This is a genomic window from Actinoplanes sp. ATCC 53533, assembly GCF_003947245.1.
Genome location: NZ_QHHV01000046.1, coordinates 30,032 through 52,342, shown reverse-complemented (window position 1 = coordinate 52,342; position 22,311 = coordinate 30,032). Strand labels below are relative to the sequence as shown.

Annotated in this window: 14 protein-coding genes; 11 read left to right on the top strand and 3 right to left on the bottom strand. The window is 71.2% G+C overall.

Features of this window, described 5'->3' with window-relative positions:
- Positions 1-160 precede the first annotated feature (160 nt).
- Positions 161-844 (top strand): response regulator transcription factor, encoded by a 684-nt coding sequence (locus DMB66_RS16130; RefSeq protein WP_125804901.1) that lies wholly within the window; start codon positions 161-163, stop codon positions 842-844.
- Positions 841-2,721, top strand: a complete 1,881-nt coding sequence (locus DMB66_RS16125; protein WP_125804900.1) for a cell wall metabolism sensor histidine kinase WalK — start codon at positions 841-843, stop codon at positions 2,719-2,721. Before DMB66_RS16130 ends, DMB66_RS16125 begins: the two co-directional genes overlap by 4 nt.
- On the opposite strand, the gene DMB66_RS16120 is transcribed toward DMB66_RS16125, so the two are convergent.
- Positions 2,699-5,197 carry an RNA helicase gene (locus DMB66_RS16120; RefSeq protein WP_125804899.1) on the bottom strand — a complete coding sequence of 833 codons (2,499 nt, stop codon included), beginning with the start codon at positions 5,195-5,197 and terminating at the stop codon, positions 2,699-2,701. The genes DMB66_RS16125 and DMB66_RS16120 overlap by 23 nt on opposite strands.
- Positions 5,198-5,499: 302 nt before the next feature.
- A complete protein-coding gene (locus tag DMB66_RS16115; protein ID WP_125804898.1) occupies positions 5,500-5,952 on the bottom strand; it encodes a DUF1203 domain-containing protein in 453 nt (150 codons plus the stop codon).
- Between the two features lie 113 nt (positions 5,953-6,065).
- Here DMB66_RS16115 and DMB66_RS16110 point away from each other — a divergent pair, with 113 nt between their 5' ends.
- From DMB66_RS16110 to DMB66_RS16070, 9 genes are all read left to right on the top strand, one after another.
- Entirely contained in the window at positions 6,066-6,992 is a 927-nt protein-coding gene (locus DMB66_RS16110; RefSeq protein WP_125804897.1) for an ABC transporter ATP-binding protein, read from the top strand.
- Positions 6,989-7,591, top strand: coding sequence for a hypothetical protein (locus DMB66_RS16105; protein WP_125804896.1), 603 nt, complete (start codon positions 6,989-6,991; stop codon positions 7,589-7,591). Before DMB66_RS16110 ends, DMB66_RS16105 begins: the two co-directional genes overlap by 4 nt.
- Positions 7,592-7,719: 128 nt before the next feature.
- Positions 7,720-12,354: a hypothetical protein gene (locus tag DMB66_RS16100; RefSeq protein ID WP_125804895.1), complete on the top strand. Its 4,635-nt coding sequence runs from the start codon at positions 7,720-7,722 to the stop codon at positions 12,352-12,354.
- Between the two features lie 11 nt (positions 12,355-12,365).
- A complete protein-coding gene (locus DMB66_RS16095; RefSeq protein WP_125804894.1) occupies positions 12,366-14,024 on the top strand; it encodes a phosphotransferase in 1,659 nt (552 codons plus the stop codon).
- A 315-nt stretch (positions 14,025-14,339) separates the two neighbouring features.
- Entirely contained in the window at positions 14,340-15,707 is a 1,368-nt protein-coding gene (locus DMB66_RS16090; RefSeq protein ID WP_125804893.1) for a hypothetical protein, read from the top strand.
- 60 nt (positions 15,708-15,767) lie between these two features.
- Positions 15,768-16,901: an ATP-binding protein gene (locus tag DMB66_RS16085; RefSeq protein WP_125804892.1), complete on the top strand. Its 1,134-nt coding sequence runs from the start codon at positions 15,768-15,770 to the stop codon at positions 16,899-16,901.
- Entirely contained in the window at positions 16,898-17,335 is a 438-nt protein-coding gene (locus tag DMB66_RS16080; protein ID WP_125804891.1) for a response regulator, read from the top strand. The genes DMB66_RS16085 and DMB66_RS16080 overlap by 4 nt, the downstream gene beginning before the upstream one ends.
- Before the next feature lie 6 nt (positions 17,336-17,341).
- Entirely contained in the window at positions 17,342-19,288 is a 1,947-nt protein-coding gene (locus tag DMB66_RS16075; protein WP_125804890.1) for a response regulator, read from the top strand.
- Between the two features lie 61 nt (positions 19,289-19,349).
- The gene (locus tag DMB66_RS16070; RefSeq protein WP_125804889.1) at positions 19,350-20,609 is read left to right on the top strand and encodes an EAL and HDOD domain-containing protein; all 1,260 of its coding nucleotides are present in this window, start codon (positions 19,350-19,352) and stop codon (positions 20,607-20,609) included.
- Between the two features lie 22 nt (positions 20,610-20,631).
- On the opposite strand, the gene DMB66_RS16065 is transcribed toward DMB66_RS16070, so the two are convergent.
- A complete protein-coding gene (locus DMB66_RS16065; protein ID WP_199752394.1) occupies positions 20,632-22,047 on the bottom strand; it encodes a non-reducing end alpha-L-arabinofuranosidase family hydrolase in 1,416 nt (471 codons plus the stop codon).
- Between the last annotated feature and the right edge of the window lie 264 nt (positions 22,048-22,311).

Genomic DNA, 22,311 nt, shown 5'->3' with positions numbered 1-22,311 from the left:
ACTCCTTCGGTTGGCAAGTGAGGCCGGAACCGTAAGGACGAGACTGTGAAGGACTTGTGAGGAAGTCGCGCAGAACCGGACGCGCACCCGAACCGGGCCGGATCTTCACAGGAATCCCACATTTCTTGGCGCTGTTGACGGGCTGGGACAGAATCTCCCCGTGACGGCACGGATCTTGGTCGCCGACGACGACCCGAAGCACGCCCAACTCATCCGGCTCTACCTCGAGCGCGAGGGCCACCAGGTGCTCACCGTCGGCGACGGCCGGGCGGCGCTGGACCAGGCCCGGGCGCGCCGCCCCGACCTGGTGATCCTGGACGTGATGATGCCGCTGGTCGACGGCCTGGACGTCTGCCGGATCCTGCGCGCCGAGTCGAACATCGCCATTCTGCTGGTCACCGCGCGGTCGTCGGAGAACGACGTGCTGCTCGGCCTCGACATCGGTGCCGACGACTATCTGGCCAAGCCGGTGAGCCCACGGGAGCTCACGGCCCGGGTCCGGGCGTTGTTACGGCGCGTCGGCGTGAGCGACGCCCAGTCCATGACCGTCCGCGTCGGCGACCTCGAGGTCGACGCGGGCCGCTTCGAGGTCCGCGTGGGTGGAGCCCCGGTGGCCCTGACGGCCAAGGAGTTCGGCATCGTCGAGCTGCTGGCCCGCGAGCCGGGCCGGGTCTTCACCCGCGGCCAGATCATCGACAAGACGTTCGGTTTCGAGCTGGAGGTCTCGGAGCGCACGGTCGACGCGCACGTGGTGAACCTGCGCCGCAAGATCGAGGCGAATCCGGCCGAGCCGCGCTACGTGCAGACCGTGTACGGCCGCGGCTACCGGATGGCCGAGCAATGAGCTTCCGGCTGCGCATCTTCCTGCTGGTCATGGTGGTGGCCGTGACCGCGATCGGGGCGACCGCCTGGCTGACGCTGAGCCTGACCTCGCGCGAGCTGAACCGCGCCCAGCAGGCGTCGGAGCGGCACCGCGCCGAGATCCGCGACACCGTCCAGCGCTACGGCGTGACCCACGGCCGCTGGAGTGGCATCGACGTCGTCGTCCGTGAGCTGTCGCAGCGCACCGGCCTGCACATCCAGGTGACGACGGTGGACGGGGAGCGGCTCGCCGACTCGGACAACCTCGAGGGCCGGGCGGAGGGCCCGGTGCAGTCCGTGCCCATCACGGCGGCGGCCCGCCCGCGGCTGAGCGAGGAGATCCTCCTCGCCGCCGACGGGCAGCGCACCACCGACCCGGCGGCGGTGAAACGCGACCCGAACGCGGCGGAGTTCCACCGCGCTGGCAAGGCCGGTCTGCAGCGGCCGAAGCTGCCGCGGGACCTCTTCGGCCCGGAGCCGCCGGATGCGGCCCTCGACGCGCCGCTCCCTACCGTGCTGCGTCAGCTCGCCCAGTACCGGGCGGCGGTGAGAGCCATCAACTGCACGGACGGCGCGGACGCTCTCGCCAGCGACACCGCCCCCTACCTGAGCCGGGAGCAGCTCGCGGACAACGCCGGCTGCGTGCGGACCGCCATCGAGGACATCCTCAGCGACACCGCCTGGCAGCAGCAGGTCTGGAACATCCTCGTCAAGTGCGGCATCGACACACGGACCTTCGTGGTGGCCGGCTGCCTGGTCGGCAGCTTCGAGGCGGCGGCGGACACCACGGCGGTCGGCCGGGTGGAGATCCACCTCGGGGCACCACCCGCGCCGGGCTTCAGCGCCCTCGGCCAGCCCGCGGCGTTCGGGGTGGCGGGCCTGATCATGGTGGCGGTGCTCGGCACGGCCTGGATCGCCCGCCGGGTCAGCCACCCGGTGTGGCGGCTCACCGAGGCCTCCCGGCAGCTCGCCGACGGCCGGCTCGACGTGCGGGTTCCGGCCGCCGGCAAGGGGGAGCTGGCCCGGCTGTCGGCGTCGTTCAACGCCATGGCCGAGGCGGTCCAGGAGAGCGAGGAGCGGCAGCGCCGGCTGGTCGCCGACGTCGCCCACGAGATGCGTACGCCGCTGTCGAACCTGCGTGGCTATCTCGAAGGACTGTCCGACGGGGTGGTGCAGCCCAGCCGCGAGCTGTTCGCGTCGCTGCACGAGGAGACGATGCTGCAGCGACGCATCCTCGACGACCTGCAGGTGCTCGCGCTCGCGGAGGCCGGCAACCTGGGCTACACCAAGCTGCCCATCGACCTGGCCGAGCTGGTCGGTGCGGGCGCGACGGCACACCGGGCGGTGGCGAAGGAGGCCGGCATCGCGCTGACCGTGGACGCGCCGGCGCCGCATTGGGTGCGGGCCGACCCGGACCGGCTGCGCCAAGTCCTGGGCAACCTGCTGACGAATGCGATCCGCTACACGGACGCGGGTGGCCACGTCCTGGTCCGGGTGCGCGAACAGAACCACGAGGCTGTGCTGACCGTACGGGACACCGGCGTGGGCATCACCCCCGCGGACCTGTCCCGGGTCTTCGACCGCTTCTGGCGCGCCGACCCGGCCCGGCAGCGCGCCACCGGCGGCACCGGCCTGGGCCTGACCATCGCGCACCGGATCGTGACAGACCACGGCGGCCGCATCGAGGTGGCCAGCGAGCCGGGCGACGGCACCACCTTCACCGTACGGCTGCCGCTGCTGGCCCCGGCCGGCCCGGGCCAGGTCAGGGCGGGCCAGCTCAGTGCGGGCCAGTTCAGTGCGGGCCAGTTCAGTGCGGGCCAGTTCAGTGCGGGCCAGTTCAGTGCGGCCCCACCGCCGTGATCCGGATCGCCGCGGCGCCCAGCTCGTCGCTGGCCGCCAGGTCGACCTCGGCCTCGATGCCCCAGTCGTGGTCGCCCTCCGGGTCCTCGAAGACCTGGCGCACCTTCCACATCGCCGGCGTGACCTCGATGTGCAGCAGCGCCGGCCCGCGCGCCGCCGGCCCGGTGCCGACCAGCGGATACTCGGCGTAATACTCCTCCAGCGCCTCGATCCAGGCCTCGGTGTTCCAGCCCGACTCGGCGTCCAGCTCGCCCAGGTCCTCGGCGCGGCGCAGGGCGAACAGCTCGACCCGGCGGAACATCGCGTTGCGGACCAGCACCCGGAAGGCGCGGGCGTTGCGGGTGACCGCCGGCGGCTTGTCGTCCAGCGGCGACACCTCGACGATCTCGGCGCCCGGGTTGCGCAGCCGCTCCCACTCGTCGAGCAGGCTCGAGTCGACCTGGCGCACCAGCTCGCCCAGCCATTCGATGAGGTCGGTCAGCTCCTCGGTGCGGGCGTCCTCGGGCACGGTCTGGCGCAGCGCCCGGAACGCGTCCGCCAGGTAGCGCAGCACCAGGCCCTCGGAGCGGGACAGGCCGTAGAACGAGACGTACTCGGTGAAGGTCATCGCGCGCTCGTACATGTCGCGGACCACGGCCTTGGGCTTGATCTCGTAGTCGGCGACCCACGGGTGCCCGCGCCGGTAGGTCTCATAGGCCGCCTCTAGCAGCGGCAGCAGCGGCTTCGGGTAGGTGACCTCCTCCAGCAGCTCCATCCGCTGGTCGTACTCGATGCCCTCGGACTTCATCGCGTTCACGGCCTCGCCCTTGGCCTTGAACAGCTGCGCGGACAGCACCTGGCGCGGGTCTTCGAGGGTCGCCTCGATGACCGAGACCACGTCCAGCGGGTATTCCGGCGCGTCGCGGTCGAGCAGCTCCAGGCAGGCCAGGGCGAACGGCGACAGCGCCTGGTTGAGGGCGAAGTCGAGCTGCAGGTCGTCGGGGAGCCGGTAGCGGACCCCCTCCGGGGTGTCGTGCCGCTCGATGACCCCGCCGGCCAGCAGCGCCCGGGCGATCGCGATGGCCCGGCGGATGTGCCGGCGCTGCGCGGTCGGCTCCTCGTGGTTGTCGGTCAGCAGATGCCGCATCGCGGTGAACGGGTCGCCGCCGCGGGCCAGCACGTTGAGCAGCATCGCGTGCGACACCTGGAACGACGACGTCAGCGGCTCCGGGTCGGCGGCCACCAGCCGGTCGAAGGTGGGCTGGCCCCAGCCGATGCTGCCCTCCGGTGGCTTCTTGCGGACCACCTTGCGGCGCTTCTTCGGGTCGTCGCCGGCCTTCTTCAGCATCCGCTCGTTGTCGATGACGTGCTCGGGGGCCTGCACGATGACCGTGCCGAGGGTGTCGTAGCCGGCCCGCCCGGCCCGCCCGGCGATCTGGTGGAACTCGCGGGCCTTGAGCAGCCGGGTCCGGACCCCGTCGTACTTGGACAGGCCGGTGAACAGCACGGTGCGGATCGGCACGTTGATGCCGACGCCGAGGGTGTCCGTACCGCAGATGACCTTGAGCAGGCCCGCCTGCGCGAGGGTCTCCACCAGCCGCCGGTATTTCGGCAGCATGCCGGCGTGATGCACGCCGATGCCGTGCCGGACCAGCCGGCTCAGGGTGCGGCCGAAGCCGGCGGTGAAGCGGAAGCTGCCGATGGCCGCGGCGATCGCGTCCTTCTCCTCGCGGCTGCACATGTTGATGCTCATCAGCGCCTGGGCGCGCTCCAGGGCGGAGGCCTGGGTGAAGTGCACGATGTAGACCGGCGCCTGCCGGGTGGCGAGCAGCTCCTCGATCGTCTCGTGCAGCGGCGTCATCGCGTACGAGAAGAGCAGCGGGACCGGCCGCTCGGTGTTGCTGACCACGGCCGTGGGCCGGCCGGTGCGCCGGCTCAGGTCATCGACGAAGCGGGTGGTATCGCCCAGCGTGGCCGACATCAGGATGAACTGCGCCTGTGGCAGCTCGATCAGCGGCACCTGCCAGGCCCAGCCCCGGTCCGGCTCGGCGTAGAAGTGGAACTCGTCCATGACGACCTGGCCGACGTCGGCCTCGGCGCCCTCGCGCAGCGCCAGGTTGGCCAGGATCTCCGCGGTGCAGCAGATGATCGGCGCGTCCGCGTTGACGTTCGCGTCGCCGGTGAGCATGCCGACGTGCTGCGCGCCGAAGATCTTGCAGAGGGCGAAGAACTTCTCGCTGACCAGCGCCTTGATCGGCGCGGTGTAGAAGGTGGTGCGCTTGTCGGCCAGGGCGACGAAGTGCGCGCCGGTGGCCACCAGGCTCTTGCCCGAGCCCGTCGGGGTGTTCAGGATGACGTTCGCCCCGGTGGCGATCTCGATGAGCGCCTCCTCCTGATGGGTGTAGAGCGCCAGGCCCTGCTCGCCCACCCAGGTCTGGAAGGCGTCGAAGACGGCGTCGGGTTCGGCGGTGCCGGGCAGGCGTTCGGTGAGCGTCATGATGGGCCCAGCCTATCCGTCCCGGCTTTCCCAGCACCGTGGCCGGGCGCACGGCGCGCCCGGCCACGGAAAGGGACCCTGCTGTGGAGTTGCTGCCGACCCGCTAGGCGCCGAACGCCGAGTAGATCGGGCCGGCGACGCTGCCCGCGAGGCCGATGACGGCGGCGACGACGGCGATGGTGGAACCGATTCGAAGGCGCATTCCGGGAGCTCCTCTGGTGCGGTGGTGGCCTCGCTGAGAAGAGAATTCGCCGGGCCGGGTGCAGCCGGGGACGCTTCTGGTTGCGGGACGGTTGCGGGTGTCAGCGGCGGTGGATCGCGAACATGTAGCAGCCGTAGACGACGTTCCGGCTGTGGATCAGCACGACGCCGGGCTCGGCCAGCACGGCGGCTATCGCCGCTTCCGGGTCGCTGCCGTCCTGCAGCCGGCTGGCCGGGTGGATCCGGCCGTCGCTGTCGTACGCGCGGAGCACCTGCGGGCGGCCGTACCAGTCGGCGGGGTAGCGCAGCCCGTCCGGCGGCCCGCCGCAGGGGTCGGCGTGCGCGAACACGGCGCCGAGTTCGCGGTACGGGCTGTCGGGCAGGGGCGGCTCGTAGTTGAACAGCAGGATCGCCTCGCATGCGCGGGCGTCGCGCAGGCAGCAGCGCAGGGGTTCGCCGCCGCGCGCGAGGTGACGTTCCGCGGTGGCGCGGACCTCGGCGGGCAGGGGAGCGGGCAGGGCGGCGATCCGGTATCCGGTCGTGGTGGTGGTCATACCGCCATCGTGCGGCGGCGACCGGCCGCCGGTCTGGCGGGATTCGGACGTCGCGTCGGCCCGGCCGGGCGGTGGGCGCCGCGGGGTGACAGCGCCTGCCATGATGGCCCGCGATGATCGAGCTGAGCGAACTGACCAAGTCCTATGGCCGGGTGCGCGCCGTCGACGGCGTGACGTTCTCCGCCGCGCCCGGTCGGGTGACCGGATTTCTCGGCCTCAACGGCTCCGGCAAGACCACGACGCTGCGGATGCTGCTCGGCCTGACCCGGCCGACGTCCGGCGCCGCGCTGATCAACAAGGTGCGGTTCCAGGAGCTGCGCCATCCGGCCCGGCAGGTCGGTGCCGTGCTGGAGCAGGGCATCAGCCATCCGGGCCAGAGCGGCCGGGCGCACCTGACGACGCAGGCGCTGCTCTCCGGCGCCGACCGGGCCCGGGTCGACCCGCTGCTGGAGCAGGTGGGGCTCGGGGACGCCGCGGAGCAGCGCTGCGGTGACTACTCGCTCGGCATGCGGCAGCGGCTCGCGGTGGCGACCGCCCTGCTGGGCGACCCGTCGGTGCTGATCCTGGACGAGCCGGCCAACGGGCTGGACCCCGAGGGCATCGCCTGGCTCCGCGAGCTGCTCCGCGAGCACGCCCGCGGCGGCGGCACGGTGCTGATCTCCAGCCACCTGCTGGCGGAGCTGGCCCAGCTCATCGACGACGTCGTCATCATCTCGGAGGGCACCGTGCGCTACGCGGCGCCGCTGGACGAGCTGTACGGCTCGGCGGCGTCGCGGCTGCGGATCCGCGGCCGCGATCCGCAGCTGTTGTGGCAGGTGTTCGAGGAGGCCGGCGCGCAGGTCGACACCGACGGGTCGGCCCTCGAGGTGACCGGCCTGACCCCGGAGGAGGCGGGCGAGCTCGCCTTCGACGCCCAGGTGCCGCTCTACGAACTGACCACGGACGCCCCGAACCTCGAACAGATCTTCCTCGGCCTGGTGAACGCCCCGGCGAGCGTCCCGGCCCCGGCCCCGGCGGCGGTCGAGGAGGCCGCCGCGTGATCGCCGTGGTGCGCAGCGAGCTGTATCGCCTGTCGACCGTCCGGTCCAGCGCGATGTCGCTCGCGATCTTCACCGCCCTCGGCATCCTGCTCAGCATGATCGGAGCCGACTTCTGGGCACTGCTGGCCGGCGTGGGCGCGTTCGGGTTCGGGGCCACCGGCATCGCCCAGCACTACCAGCACCGGACGGCCGTGCTGCTCTACCTCGCCCGGCCGCGGCGGCTGCGGGTGCTGCTCGGGCAGCTCGTCACCACCGTGCTCGTGAGCCTCGGATTCACCGTGGTGAGCGGTCTGCTCGTGCTCATCCAGGGCAACCACGAGCGGTATCTGATCACGGTGGTGGTCGCCCCGCTCATGGCGCTGCTCGGCGCGGCCGGCGCGGCCATCGCGCGCAGCGCCACGTTCCTGTTCGTGGGCTTCGCGACCTGGATCCTGTTCGTGGAGGCCATGTACGGCAAGATGCAGGAACCGCTGCCGTTCTCGGCGTACCTGGACGCGGCCTCGGGCGACCCGCGGAAGCTGCTGATCCTGCTGGGCTGGGTGCTGGCGGCGATCGTCGGCGCGATCTTCGCGATCCGCCGCGACCTGAACGGCGACTGACCGCGGCCGCGGAGTCACCCATGTGGACAGAGGTCTCGACCACAGAACGGACCGATTCCGGCAATCGGGGTCACCCGCAGGAGGCTAGGCTGTGACCCAGAGCACAGCATGGCTGTGGGGAGGCCCGTTTGATACTGCGGCTGCCAAGCGTCCTGTCGGCACAGACACTTCAACTGGCCCTCCGCGCCTCCGGCGAGCTGGAGTCCGACGGCCAGAGCGCGGTCTCCGTAACCGGCGGTCTCCCGGCACTTCGGATCGATCTCTCGCAGATCCAGTTCGCGGAGTTCACGGCTCTCGCCCAGATCCTCCTGCTGACGGAGGCCGCGGCCCGCGACCGGCGGCCGGTCCACGTCGAACTGCCGCGCACATCACCCGTCCCGGACGACATCGACCGCGTCGCCGAGGCCAGGCTGCACCAGCGTCGCCTCCATTGCCTGCGTTTCCTGCGGGCAACCGGCTTCACCGCCGCGATCCGGCTGCCCCACCTCGCGTGGGCCCAGGTCACTCCCACCTTGAGCGGTGCCGGCCCGGCCGGTGACGCCGACGCGATGGACCCGGTCGAGACGGAGCTCTGGGAGCCCACGTGGGAGAAGCCGGAGACCGACATCCGCCGCCATCATGTCAAGCGGCGGGTGCTGCCGTTCCGGTGGATCCCGGCCAAGAAGGGCGAGGATCTCTTCCGCTCCGACGAGATCGTCAATGTCATCCGCGGGCTGTGCGTGACCGGTCTGAAGGAGCGGGACGCCCAGCGGCTCGCCAACAGCATCGTCTTCGAACTGGTCGAGAACGTCGCGATGCACGCCTCCGCCGGCACCGGTGCGCCGCCGCACGCGCTCGTCGGCGCGCTCGTCGTGGACGAGAGTCTGCGCCGGGCGCTGCTTCGCCTGCGCGGCGAGATCGTGGGAGTCGAGCGTGCTGTCCCCGCGACACCGCCCGGAGGCCTGCAACTGCTCGTGGGGGATTCGGGACGTGGTCTGGTACAGACCCTGCAGCCGCACGCCACGCCGGAAGACGCCGATCGGCTGCCGGCAAGGGGCAGCGGAAGCTGGTCGGGCCCGCAGAGCGTCGCGCTCTGGTCCCTTGACCGGCGCTCCACCAGCGCCGGCTCGCGGGAGGAGATCCGGGGCACCCGAGGGCTGTGGCGGGTCCGCGAGGTGGTCCGCCGCTACGGCGGCTCGCTCATCATCCACACCAGGGACGCGCTCGCCGGATACGCCTTCACCGGAGAGGTCACCACGCCGCTGTACGGCGAATCGAGCTGGTCGGCGCCCGGCACGCTGGTCGAGGCCAGCATCGTCTGGCCGGATGCCGAGATCACGCCGGTGGTGCCCGCGACCACCGCGGGACGGGAACACGTGCCACTCAGCTGGATCCGGCTGCATCCGACCTCGGTCTCCGGCTCGCTCGAGGGGCAGGCGGCACCCGACCCGAACGCGGGTCTGCTGCTCAGCATCGACGGCGGCCGCACCCAGCACATGACCCACGAGAGTCTGGTCGCCGTCCTCTCCCGGGCGGCGTCCCTGGCCCGCCACAACACGGTCGCGGTGCTGGTCACGGGAGCCGATCCCGTCACCGTCGACGCGGCCGTCGACGCCATCGCCCATCCGCCGGAGGGCGCCGCGCCGAGCTCACCCTTCCTGTTGATCGACGGGCTGCGCCGCACGATCTGGTGCGGCGCCTCGCCCCGGCATCTGGAACTGCTGCACCGGGCCGAGCACGAGGCCGACCCGCCGGACCAGGACGCGGAGTTCGTCGCGCTGGCGGCCGACTATCCGCATCTGGTCCGGATCGATGAGGGCTCCGCCCGGCTGGTCCTGCACCCGGCCGCCGTCATCTCGCAACTGGAGGAGAAGGCCGCCGGCCGGCTGCGCGACGCCCTGGACAACGGCGAGGACATCGTTCAGACCGGGGTGTTCCGCACGCCGAGCCTCAACCTGACCGATCGCTGGTTCCAGTCGGACGAACTGGTCGAGCGAACCGTCGGCACCGGCGTCTCCGCCTTCCTGCTCGCTCACCACCTCGCGCGGACCCTGCCCCGGCCGCTGCCGCTCAACACGCGGGTCGTCCAGATCGGGCCGCTGATCCGCGATGTCGCCACGCTCGTCGCGGATTATCTCCCCCTGCGCGACCCGGTGTACGAACTTCCCGACGACCACCCGGCGTTGCGGCTCGCGATACCGCTGGACCGGGGCACCCCGTGCATCCTCTGCTGCGACGTCGTCCTGTCGACCAACCGGACCATCAAGGTCATGCGGCAGCTGATCGACTCGGACGCCCTGCCGGTCGCGGTGGTGACGATCATCGATGCCCGCCGGGAGCGCGGGCCGATCGTCGTCCGCGGTGTCGAGATCCAGGTCATCGCCCTGACCGGGTTCACGCCCCGCGAGATCACGCTGGACGATCCCACCGACATCATCGACATCGACCCGGTGTTCCGGACCCAGGTCGCCGAGCCGGCGGCCCCCGCGCGGCGCTACCGGTGGACCGAGGACAGCTTTCTCGGCGAGTGCGTCCACCTTCCGGACATCGTGGGTCTGGGGCACGTCGCCCGGCCACTGGAGCGGCACTTCAGCGCCTACTTCAGCGCAGCCGCCCTCGCGGACACGAAGAGCCAGTTCCGCGACGAGATCTCCGCCGAGATGCTGGACACCATCGTCCGCTGGGCCGGGTCCGCCGATCCCGTCGCGACGCCGGAGGTGCTCCGGATATTCCATGTGGACTCGCCCCGCGACTACGCGGCCAAGCTGGCCGGGCTGGTCGCCGACCGGCTGAACGGGCACTTCGGGGCGGGTTCGCTGATCCGGCCCGAGGAGATCCCCCGGGCCGTGGCCGGGCAGACGTACGCCTTCCCGGAGCGTCTGAGCAGGCCTCCCGCCGGCGGTGACGTCATCCTTATCGACTGGGGGTCGTTCGGCGCGACGACCCTGCTCCAGATGATGCGGCTCGCGGCCGAGGGCGGCGCCCGGCGCATCATCGTGCTGGTGCTGCTCAGTCAGATGAGCCCGCACGAGGAGCGGGCGCTGACGATGATGCGGGCCGTCGGCGACCCGGCGCGCGCGGAACCGGTGCCGGCCGAGATCCGGTTCATCACCTCGCTCAGCATCACGCCGATGCTTTCCGGCGACTGCACCCTCTGCGAGCTCATCACGGAGCTTCGGGCGACGCGGCGCAGCCTCAACCTGCCGCACGAGGTCGCCTCGCACGCCGATGCGCTCGTCGACGTGCTGGTCGCCCGCGACCGCACGGCGGTGATCCTCAGCGGCCTCGACGCCTTCGGCTCGCCCATCGGCACCGAGGATGCTTTCGCGTTCATCCAGCTCCGGGGCCGGCTCCGGGACGCCCGGCGGGACACCAGCCGGGCGGACAAGCTCGCGGACGATCTCACCCACCTCCGGGCGGCCGGCGACAACAGGGGCGCGGCGGCGCTGATCCGGCTGCTGGCCGCGGAACGCCGATGGCTGGCGCAGTTGCCGCTCAGCCTGAGCCAATGCCTGAAGCAGGTGTCCCGGATCGCCCGGGAAGTCGCGGTGGAGGACGAGCGGTTCCACGACCGGCTGCGCCTGCAGGCCATCGTCGTCCTGGCCGTCGCCGGGCCGGAGGACCTCGTCCGCGACCTCCCCGAGATATGGCGTTCCGCGCTCGGCAACCCGGTCCTGTTGCGGCAGCTGCTCTACGAGCTCTGGAACGCACTCAGCACCACGCTGCGGCATTCCGAAGAGGACAGGCGGACGCTTCGGCAGACGGTCCGCCGGTGCGTCGCCATCGACGCCGGGGAATATCCGCCGCCGGAGGACGGAAAGGAGATGCGCAGCCTGCTGGAGCGGCTGCTCGAACGGGCCGAGGTCGCGTCCGACCCGCGGAACCCGATGGACTCCTGGGCCTTCCTCCGGGAGTGTTACGTCGCGGAGCTCTACCGGCATCCGAAGGCGGAGACCGCCGCGATCAACCTGCTGGTCCTGCTCGACTCACCACCGGCCGGGCCGGAGGTGCTCGACGAGTTCACCTGGGACACCACGCGACGGTTGTGGCAGCAGATCAGCTCCTTCGTCAGCATCCGCATCCTGCCCGCGCTGCCCCAGCTGCAAGATTTCCTGGCCGGCCCGTTCGCTCAGCGCTTCCTGGCCGGCCAGCCCGTCGATCCGGCGGGGGTGGCGGACGGACTTCGCGAGATCGAGGCGCTCATCCGTCAGTTGCGCGGTGAGAAGGCGAACAGCGCCGTCTTCCGGAACGCCTGGCGAGAGCTGAACGTACGGATCACCCGCTGGTACGACATGGTGATCGCGCCCGGCACCCGGGCGGCACCGGAGGCCATGCTCGCCAGGCTGGTCGACCCGTGCCCCAGCAATCTCGGCACCGTCCTGGACGCCTGCGTCGCGGAGCACCCGGGCGACGTGCGACTGGACGGGCGGCTCAGCAACGGCGGCGACCAACTCGACGTCGACGTCTTCTGCCACCGTGACCTGCTGCGGGAGGTGACGCACCACATTCTCGAAGCCGCCGTGGAAGGCTCCGGCCCTCAGCCGCGGCAGAGCGCGAACGTCGCGATCGATGTCGGGACGGGCGCCGGCGAGGTGCGGATCCGATTCCGGCTTCCCCGGATGCCGGACGCGGTGTCGAAGACGGCGGCGATCGACCGGGCCGGCCGTCTGCTGTCGAGTTTCGACGGAGCGCTGCAGTACGCGGAGGCCACGACCGGGGAACTCGTGATCACCTTGACCCTGGTCCGCTGGGAGCCGCACGGCGCGGACGGCGGGACGACGTGAACGGCGCCGCCGTGAACAGGCATGTGCCGGTGCTGCTCGCGGACGGCCGTGCGCAGTGGCTGCTGCTGACCACTCCCTTGCGGCAAGCCCTCGAGTCCCAGCGGTGCACAGCCCAGGTCGTCAGGAGCGAGGAGATCGCCGAGACCGCCCGGCTCGTCGAGACGGCGTCCGCCTACAAGGTCGTCATCGTCAACCTGCTCTACCCCTCGCCCGGGCGCGAGGACAGACTGGAACCGCGCGGGCTGGAGATCATCGCAACGATTCGCAGTCGCGAACGGCTGGCGGACAGTCAGCACCCCGCGCTGGTGATCGCCCTCCTGCAGTCCGCCGGTGACGACGATCTGGAACGGCGGGCGAAGGGCGCCGGCGCCGACAAGGTGCTGCGGTGGTCGGAGCTCGCGCCCAGAACGGCCGGGATCAAGCGGCTCGCCAAGGTCATCCACGACGAGCTCAGCCGCCGGGAACTCATCCCCCTCGCCCTCGACCTGGAGGAGAGCGATGAGCCCGGGGTGCTGACCGTCATCGACGACGTCGGCAGGCCCAATCTCTGCCTGCTCATCGTCGATCTGGCGGCCGATCTCGCCGAGCATCGGGTCGAGCGGGCGAAGCTCGGATACGTCGCCCCCGGCGCCTCGGGGGCCCACGTCCTGCGGGCCGATCTCACGATGGCCAACGGCCTCCAGCGAACCTGGCTGCTGAAGCTGTCCGACAAACGCAAGATCCTCAAGCGCGAACTGGCGAACGCGCGGCATGTCGGCGGCGCCTACGGCAGCAATCTGATCATCGGCTATCTCTCCCGGCATCCCGTGTCGCACGCGGGGTGGCACGCGATCGCCATGGCCTTCGCGGCGGACGCGGTGACGCTGCGGTCCTGGCTGTGTGATCCGCGGTCGGCCGGCCAGGTTCCGGGCGTGCTCAGTGCGCTCTTCCTGGGTCACGGGCTCGCTCGCCCGTACGGGAGATCCACTCTCGCCGCGGAGCGGGCGATCGATGCCTTCTTCCTCCCGGCATTCCGCAGAAACCGCGTCCGGCAAGCTGTAGCACAGCTGCGGCCGCTGCTGAGCGAGACTCGCGCCGCACGGGTCGACAACCCCGGCGAGATCGTGCAGGCCATCGGGGCCTTCGTGCGCTACGGCCGAATCCTCGGGGTCGAGCCGGACCGCTGCCCGGGCCGGTTGCGGACGGTCGCGCAGCATGCCGACCTGCACGGCGGCAACGTCCTGGTGCTCCAGGAGCAGCATCCCCAGCCCTGCGTCGTCGACCTGGCCTCGCACCGGTCCCAGCACTGGGCCATGGACGTCGCCCGCTTCACCACGGACATCGTCATGCGGTGCCTGGATCCGCTCGCGGAGGGCCATTTCTGGGACCGCTGGCCGGCGTGGCGGACGACGCTGGGCCTGCTCAGCCGGTTCGAGGCCATCCCGGACGACCCGCGCAACCCCGCCGCGGTCGCCGCCCTGCGATGGGTCGTCGAGCAGCGCCCGGCCCTGCTCCCGCTGATGGCGGAGGAGCAACGCTGGCAATGGCACGCCGCCCTGGTCGAGCAGTTGCTCCGGGCCGCCTGCCGGGAGGAGCTGCCGACGCCGAAGCGGGTGCTCGGCCTCGTGGGCGCCTACGATCAGCTCGTCCTGGCGGAGGCGGCGATGGGGAAACTGTCAGTGGCCTTCTGAAGCGGACCCCTGAGCGCGGGTCGACCGCCCACGGCAGAGCCATCTCACCGCCCGGCCGCTGTCCACGCCCGCGGCATTCCACGCGGCCGGGCGACGGTCCGTGCAGCGTCACGGCCATGGAGGCGGGATCGGGGCGGCCGGGGAGATCCGGCCGTCCCGATCGCGGTTGGCGCCGTTCACGGAGGGTAACTCGACCTTTACTCAGGGTGTTTGCTTTTCGGCAAACATTCGCGGGGGCGGCAATCCGGCCAGGGTTCGCTCAGGTCGTCGGCGCCACGCCCGACAACCTGAACGAGGCCTCCGGAGGGGGTGGTGATGGTGGAGTTGACACAGGTGAGCAAGTGGACCCTGGAGGAGCTTCCGCGCCAGAACCGGGCGATCCTGGCCGACGACCTGTCACCCGTCGCGCTGACCGAGGCGATGTGCCTCGACGTGCTGCCCATGCTGCCCGGTCCCGAGCGACTGGACCGCCCGCAGGCCCGGCAACTGCTCGTGAACCTCGGCTTCGCCGGCGCCTCGGTCGCCCGGCACTTCCAGGAACGCGTACCGGGCGGCAAGGAGGACCCGCAGCGGGCGTTCGCCGGGCTGGTGGTCGGCGAGAGCGCGGTGCCGTTCCAGGCGTACTTCGCCGCCCTGGCCGACCGGACCGGCACCGGCCACTGCCATCGCGACAGCTACGCGTCGCTGGTGCGCTGGAACGTGGGAACCGTGCAGGTCCGCCTCGACGGCGAGTTGCTCGCGAGCCTGCCCGGTGAATTCGACGACGGCCGGATCCGCAGCTACACCGGCAGCCGCGCGGAGGAGCGGTTCTTCCTGCTGGTCAAGCGGGGCGAGGCGCTCGAAACCGCGGTGAACGACCTGCTGGAACCGCTGACCTGCGCCGGCACGAGGCTCGACGCCGCCGACGCCGTCCTGCGGGTGCGGCTGGCCACGGCGCTGCTGCAGGCGCTGCGGCAGCTCTTCCTGGACTTCGCGGCGCTGCCGCCGGAGCGGAGCATGCCGGCCGAGCACTTCATGGATGTGTTCCGCCAGTTCGCCGTCCATTGGCTGCCGGACGACATCCCGCCCAGCGGCGCGCTCGATCCGGAGGCGCTCAAGCGTGACTTCCTGCTCGGCATCGGGATGGCCGGCTACGCCGGGCACGTCCGCCGGCTGTTCCCCGCGCTGCTGGCCGGCGAACGCGCCGCGATCGAGGCGCTGATGGCCCAGCCGACGCTCCCGCAGCGGCTGCTGGCGGCGCTGAACGTCGACGCCGCCGCGCTGGCGGACCTGGACCTCGCCGGGCTGCGCCGGCTCGTCGGGCGCCATCCCGCGCTCGCCGACTGGTACGGGCTGCTGAACGAACACGCCCGGGTGGCCGGCGCGCACCTGATGCTGAGCAAGAAGTTCCTGTTCAAGCCGCAGCGGCGGCGCGACGAGGCGGGCCTGGGTGACCAGCCGCTGGTGTCCAACCGGTCGGGCACCACGGGCATGACCGAGACGTTCCTGGAACGGCTGACCCGGGCCCGCCGCGAGCACGTGCTCGCGCCGCTCCGGCCGGTGCTGACCGGCGAAACCGTCACAAACACCCCCGATGCCGGGGTACGGTCACCATCTGAAACGGCAGCGTCGGTCGCGGTGTCGCTGGCGGCCCGCGGAGGTGGCCAGGCGATGACGGTGCCACCCGCCACTACTCGGGGGTAGGCGGTGGAGCGTCCAAGCACTGTCGGCACTCAACGCCCCGCGTCGGGTCCCGCGGCGCCGATGAGGGTGGAGCACGAGCATCTGATGGCGCTCATCGACCACACCTCGGCCGTCATCTACATGCGTGACGCCGACGGCAGGTATCTGCTGGTCAACCGGGAGTACGAGCGGTTGTTCAAGCTGCGGCGCGAGGACATCGTCGGGATGACCGACCACGACCTGTTCCCGGAGGCCATCGCCGACGAGTTCCGTGCCAACGACCTGCGGGCGTTCGCGCGCGGGTTCCCGGTGCAGATGGAGGAGCAGGCCCCCAGCGACGACGGGCTGCGCACCTACGTCACGGTGAAGTTTCCGCTCACCGACGCGTCCGGCCGGTCGTACGCGGTCTGCGGCATCTCCACCGACATCACGGAGCGGAAACAGGCCGAGGAGCAGGTGCGCCGGCTCAACGAGGAACTGGAGATGCGGGTCCGGGAGCGTACGGCGGAGCTGGAGGCCTCGACGCAGGAGCTCGACGCCTTCGCCTACTCGGTCTCCCACGACCTGCGGGCGCCGCTGCGTTCGGTGGAGGGTTTCAGCCAGATCCTGCTCGAGGACTACGGCGACGCCCTGGCGGAGGAGGCACGCCAGCATCTGGGCCGGATCCAGACCAACGTGGCCCGCATGGCGCAGATGATCGACGACCTGCTCGACCTGTCCAGGGCCACCCGCCGGGAACTGCACCGCGCACCCACCGATATCACCGCCCTGGCCCAGGAGGTGGCGACGGAGCTGCGGGCCACCGACCGGGACCGCGTCCTCGACCTCGTCATCCCCGACGGCCTGGCCGTGCAGGGCGACCCGCACCTGATCCGGCTCGTGCTGCAGAACCTGCTGGGCAACGCCTGGAAGTTCACCGTGCACCGGGAGCGCGCGGAGATCTCGCTGTCCCGGCACCAGCACGACGGCGTCGATGTCTTCGCGGTGCGGGACAACGGCGCCGGCTTCGACATGCGGTACGCGCACAAGCTCTTCGACCCGTTCCAGCGGCTGCACTCCACCGCCGACTTCGAGGGCACCGGGATCGGGCTGGCCATCGTGCACCGGATCGTCACCCGGCACGGCGGGCAGATCTGCGCGCAGAGCGAGCCCGGCGCGGGTGCCACCTTCCGGTTCAGCCTCTCGCCGGCGCCCGCGGGCTGGGTGATCCGATGACCGGCGGCCCGATCCTGCTGGTGGAGGACAACCCCGACGACGTGCTGTTCACCCTGCGGGCCTTCGCCAGGAACCACATCCGCAACGACATCGTCGTGGCCCGCGACGGCGAGCAGGCGCTGCGGCTGTTGTTCTCGTCCGACGGCGGGCCGCCGCTGCGGCCGGCGCTGATCCTGCTCGACATCAAGCTGCCGAAGGTCGACGGCATGGAGGTGCTGCGCACCATTCGCGGGGAGGCACGCACCCGGTTGCTGCCGGTGGTCGTGCTCACCACCTCGAGCGAGGACTGCGACATCGTGGAGAGCTACCGGCTCGGCGCCAACAGCTTCGTGCGCAAGCCGGTCGTGTTCGAGGAGTTCGTCTCCGCGGCCAACGTGCTGGGCATGTACTGGCTGGTGGTCAATCAGCCGGCACCGCCCACCCGGGACGGCTGATCGGCGATGGCGGAGATTCATGTGCTCGTCGTCGACGACAGCGCCGACGATGCCATCCTCATCGTCCGGCAGCTCAGCCGGGCCGGGCTGGTCGTCACCTCCACCCGGGCCGACACCGCGCCCGGCCTGCAGGCCGCGCTCACCGAGCGACTGCCGGACGTGGTCATCTCCGACTACAACATGCCGGGGTTCCGCGCCGAGGACGCGCTCGAACAGGTGCGCGCCCGCGACGCGGACATCCCGTTCATCCTGGTCTCCGGACAGGTGGGCGAGGAGACGGCGGCGGCCCTGATGCGCGCCGGCGTCCGCGACTTCGTCCTGAAGGACCGGCTCACCCGGCTCGGGCCGGCGGTCCAGCGGGAGCTGCGCGAGGCCGCGGACCGGCGGCAGCGGCGGCGGGCCGAGGCGGCGCTGCGCGACAGCGAGGAGCGGTTCCGCCTGCTGGCCGAGCACGCGCAGGACATCATCTTCCGGTACCGGCGCATCCCCGAGCCGGCGATGGAATATCTCAGCCCCGCCGTGGAGTCGGTCACCGGCCACCGCCCCGAGGACTTCTACGCGGACCCGGAACTGATCTTCCGGCTCCTGGAGCCCGAGGACCGGCCGATCATCGAGCAGTCCTGGGGATCGCCGTTGCCCGGCACGCTGACCTTCCGCTGGCGCCGGTCCTCCGGCGAGGTCGTGTGGACCGAGCAGCGGGCGGTCGCGATCACCGACGCGGCCGGCCGGCCCGTCGCCGTCGAGGGCATCCTGCGCGACATCACCGAGCGGGTGACCGCCGAGCAGGAACGGGCCGGACTGGAACGCCAGCTGCGCCAGGCGGAGCGGCTGGACTCGCTCGGCCAGCTGGCCGGCGGCATCGCCCACGACTTCAACAATCTCCTCGCGGTGATCGCCGGGTACGCCGACATGCTCAGCGAGGAACTGGCGCCCGAGCATCCCGGCCGGGCCGACCTCGAGGGCATCAAGCAGGCGGCCGGCCGCGGCAGCGGGCTCACCCGCCAGATGCTCATCTTCAGCCGGCTGGAGCCGTCCCAGCCGGAGGTGCTCGATCTCAACGCCGTCGTCGCCGACATGCAGCGGCTGCTCAGCCGCACCCTCGGCGAGGACATCGAGGTCGCCACGCACCTCGAACCGACGCTGCCCGCGGTGGCCATGGACCGCAGCAAACTGGAGCAGGTGCTGATGAACGCCCTGGTGAACTCCCGCGCCGCGATGCCCTCCGGCGGGCAGCTGACCATCGCGACGGGCCTCGCGGCCGCCATCGCCGGCGCCACCGGTCAGGGTGACATCCCCGCCGTCTACCTGACGATCACCGACACCGGCTGCGGCATGTCGGCGGAGGTCGCCGCCCGCGCCTTCGAGCCGTTCTACACCACCAAGGGGCGCGGCCAGGGCACGGGCCTCGGCCTCGCCACGGCGTACGGCGCGGTGACCGAGGCGGGCGGCACGATCAGCCTCGAGTCGCGGGTCGGCTACGGCACCACCCTGCGCGTCTGCCTGCCGGTGAGCGCGACCGCCGTGTCGCCGGTCAGCACCGTTCCGGCCGTGCGCGCGTCCGGCAGCGGCGAGCGGATCCTGGTCGTCGAGGACGAGCAGGCCGTCCGGGACATCGTCTGCCGGATCCTGACCAAGGCGGGCTACCGGGTGCACTCGGCGGCGGACCCGCAGCAGGCGCTCAAGATGTGCCTGGAGGAGTCCCTGATCGTCGACGCCCTGCTCACCGACATCATCATGCCGGGCATGTCCGGCACCCAACTCGCCGCCGAGTTGCGCAACCACCGCCCGGAGCTGCCGGTGCTGTTCATGTCGGGCTACACCAACGGGCCCACCCCCGGAGGCCAGCAGCTGCCGCCGGACGCCCCGCTGATCCGCAAGCCCTTCGAGACGGACACGCTGCTCGGCGAGCTTCATCGGCTGCTCGCCCAGAGCGCGACCCGGGCCGGCGACTGAGATGGGGGTACGGGCGGCCGTTTCGCCACGCGAGGTCCCCGTGCGTCGTTAGCCTGGTCAGGTGGAACCCAGGAAAGCGGAGCCGCCCCTCGTCCACGTGGGGCGGCAGGCGATTTATGACCGGTTGGGCGACGTCGTCGCCTACGAACTGCTGTTCCGCGACACAGCCGGAGCCACCCAGGCAGCACGCCGCTCGGCGGACGCGACCAGCCGGGTGATAGTCGCCGCGTTCACCGACTTCGGGCTCCACGAACTGGTCGGCGGCCGGGCGTGCTTCATCAACATCACCCGGGAGTTCCTCGTCGGCGAGCTGCCGATCCCGTTCGACTCGAACCAGACCGTGCTGGAGATCATCGAGACCGTCGAGGTGGACGACGCGGTCGTCGCGGGCGTCGAGGAGCTGGTGGGCCGGGGTTTCACCATCGCCCTGGACGACTACACGCCGGGGGGACACGACCGCCTGCTCCCGCTGGCCACGTACGTGAAGATCGATGTTCTCGGCAACGGGGTGGACGTGGCCGGCATCGCGCGTCGGTGCCGCGAGGAGCATCCCAACGTCCAGCTGATCGCCGAGCGCCTGGAGACGGAGGAACAGCTGCACCGGGCCTTCGACCTGGGCTTCACCCTCTTCCAGGGCCACGTGCTCGGCCGCCCGCACGTGGTCTCGATGGTCGGGCTCTCACCGGCCCGGCTGAGCCGGCTGCGGCTGGTCAGCGCGCTCGCCGCCGCGGAGGTCGACTTCGACGAGGTCGTCACGCTCATCGCCACCGACCCCGTGCTCACCTACCGCCTGCTGCAGGCCACCAATTCCGCGGCGTCCGGCCTGACGGCCCGGGTGTCGTCGATCCGGGAGGCCGCGGTCCTGCTGGGCCTGCCGACGATCCGGCACTGGGTGACCCTCATGCTGGTCAGCGACCTGGCCGAGGGCACGGAGAGCCAGCTCGTCGCGACCATGACCCGGGCCCGGATGTGCCAGACGGTGGCCCAGCGGCTCGACATCTCCGGTGATGTGGCCTTCAGCGTGGGGCTGCTCTCCGGCGTCGCCGAGCTGATCGGGCAGCCGCCGGCCGAGCTGGCGCAGCAGCTGCCCCTGTCGGAGGAGGTCAGTGCGGCGCTCGCCGACGGCGTGGGCCGGCTGGGACACGTGCTGAAGGTCGTCCGCGACTACGAGAACGGTGACGCGGTCGGCCTCGCCGGCATCCTCAACCCCGGTGGGGCCGTCAAGGCCTACCTCGCCGCGATGTCGTGGTGCAACGAGCTCATGGGCGCGACGACCGCGCCCGACGAGGCACGCACCTCCCCGGCGCCGGCGTCGACCTGATCACCGGGTCGCGTCCACGGCGTCAGCACGTCGAGTTGGTCTGGGTGAGCAGGCCGAGCCGCCACGGCAGCGCGTTGTACTCGCCGGAGGAACTCGGGTCCATGCCCTGATAGACGTACCGCAGCTGGCAGGCGCTGATGTCCAGGTTCTGGTCGTAGCCGCTGCGGATCATCTCGCCGTGGCTGATGTCGCGGGTCCAGGCGGTGCCGGAGAAGGTCACGTTGTTGGCCCGGGCGAACGGGTTGCTCTCGGTGTCGGCGAGGGCGGTCCAGGGCCCGGCGACGGCGGACGCGGTCCAGGACCGGAAGTAGCGGCGGCCGTCGCTGCCGATCGCCTCGTGCACCATCAGGTAGCGGCTGCCGACCCGGTAGACGTTGGCGGCCTCGAACAGGCGGTTGCGATCGGCGTCCTGCATGGCGATGACCGGCTCGCTCATCCCGTTCGGGAAACTCGCCAGCGAGGTCTGCGACCGGTAGAGGTGACCGTTGTCGTCGGAGGAGAACAGGTGGCAGGTGGCACTGTCGCAGATCACCCACATGTCGACCCAGTAGCCGTTGCCGATGTTCTGCTGGATGATCTGGGGCATGCCGCTGTAGAAGTGCCGGGGCGCGCTCCAGCCGCTCGGATCGCCGATGTCCGGGTTGGTGGAGTAGGAGGCGTTGCCGGTCTGATAGACGAGATACCACAGCCGCTGCGGCGCGAAGTAGAACACCTCCGGCGCGGCCCGGTAGCCGGTTCCGATCGCTGACTGGTCGAGGTAGGTGAACGGGGCCGAGCCGGCCTGGCTCCAGTCGGTGAAGCTGGTGTAGACCAGGTTGTAGCCGGCGGCCCGCGCCGTGCTGGCGAAGACGTGGTAGCGGCCGTTGAAGAACACCACCGAGGGATCCTTGATCCCGGCGATGCCGCGGCCGTCGTTCTTGGGCCCGATCAGCGGGCCGGTGGAAGTCCACCGGAAGCTGCTCGGCAGGGTGCCGGTGGGCGGGTTGGAGGTCGGGGGAGAGGTGGGCGGCGTGGTGGGGGTCGTGGTGCCGCCGGTGCAGGTGACACCGTTGAGCGCGAAGGATCCGGGCGCCGGGTTGCTGCCGGTCCAGGAGCCGTTGAAGCCGAACGACACGGTCGCGTTCGTGCCGATGGCGGCGTTGTAGCCGAGGTTGCCGGCGGTGACCTGGGCGCCGCTCTGCCCGACGGCGGCGTTCCAGGCCTGCGTCACCTGCTGACCGGCCGAGTAGGACCAGGTCAGCGTCCACCCGTTGACCGGATCGCCGAGGTTGGTGATGGCCACGTCGGCGCCGAATCCGCCCTGCCACTGCGAGGACACGGTGTACTTGACGGAGCATCCGGCGGCCGCGGCCCGGGCGGGCAGCACGGCGGCCGAGGCCGCCGCCAGCAGGCCGGCGGCCGCCGCCAGCAGCGCGGTCGCTCTCGTGGGATGACGCATCGAGATCCTCCTGGGGATGGGCGAATCGTCGGGGTGAGCGTTGACAACGCGGCACACGTCACCGAGATTTGGGAGCGCTTCCATCCATGGGCGACAATGTTGCCAGAATATTTCGCGCGCCTCAAGGCGTGCCGGCGCGGGCCGCGTCCGCCCCGTGTGGACGGTGAACGAGCGACTCGGCGGCGGCCCGGTCCATAACAGTTTTTCCGGTACGGATCCGGCGGTTGACTCGTGGGCCGCCGATCGTTCAAAGTCGACGCCTGC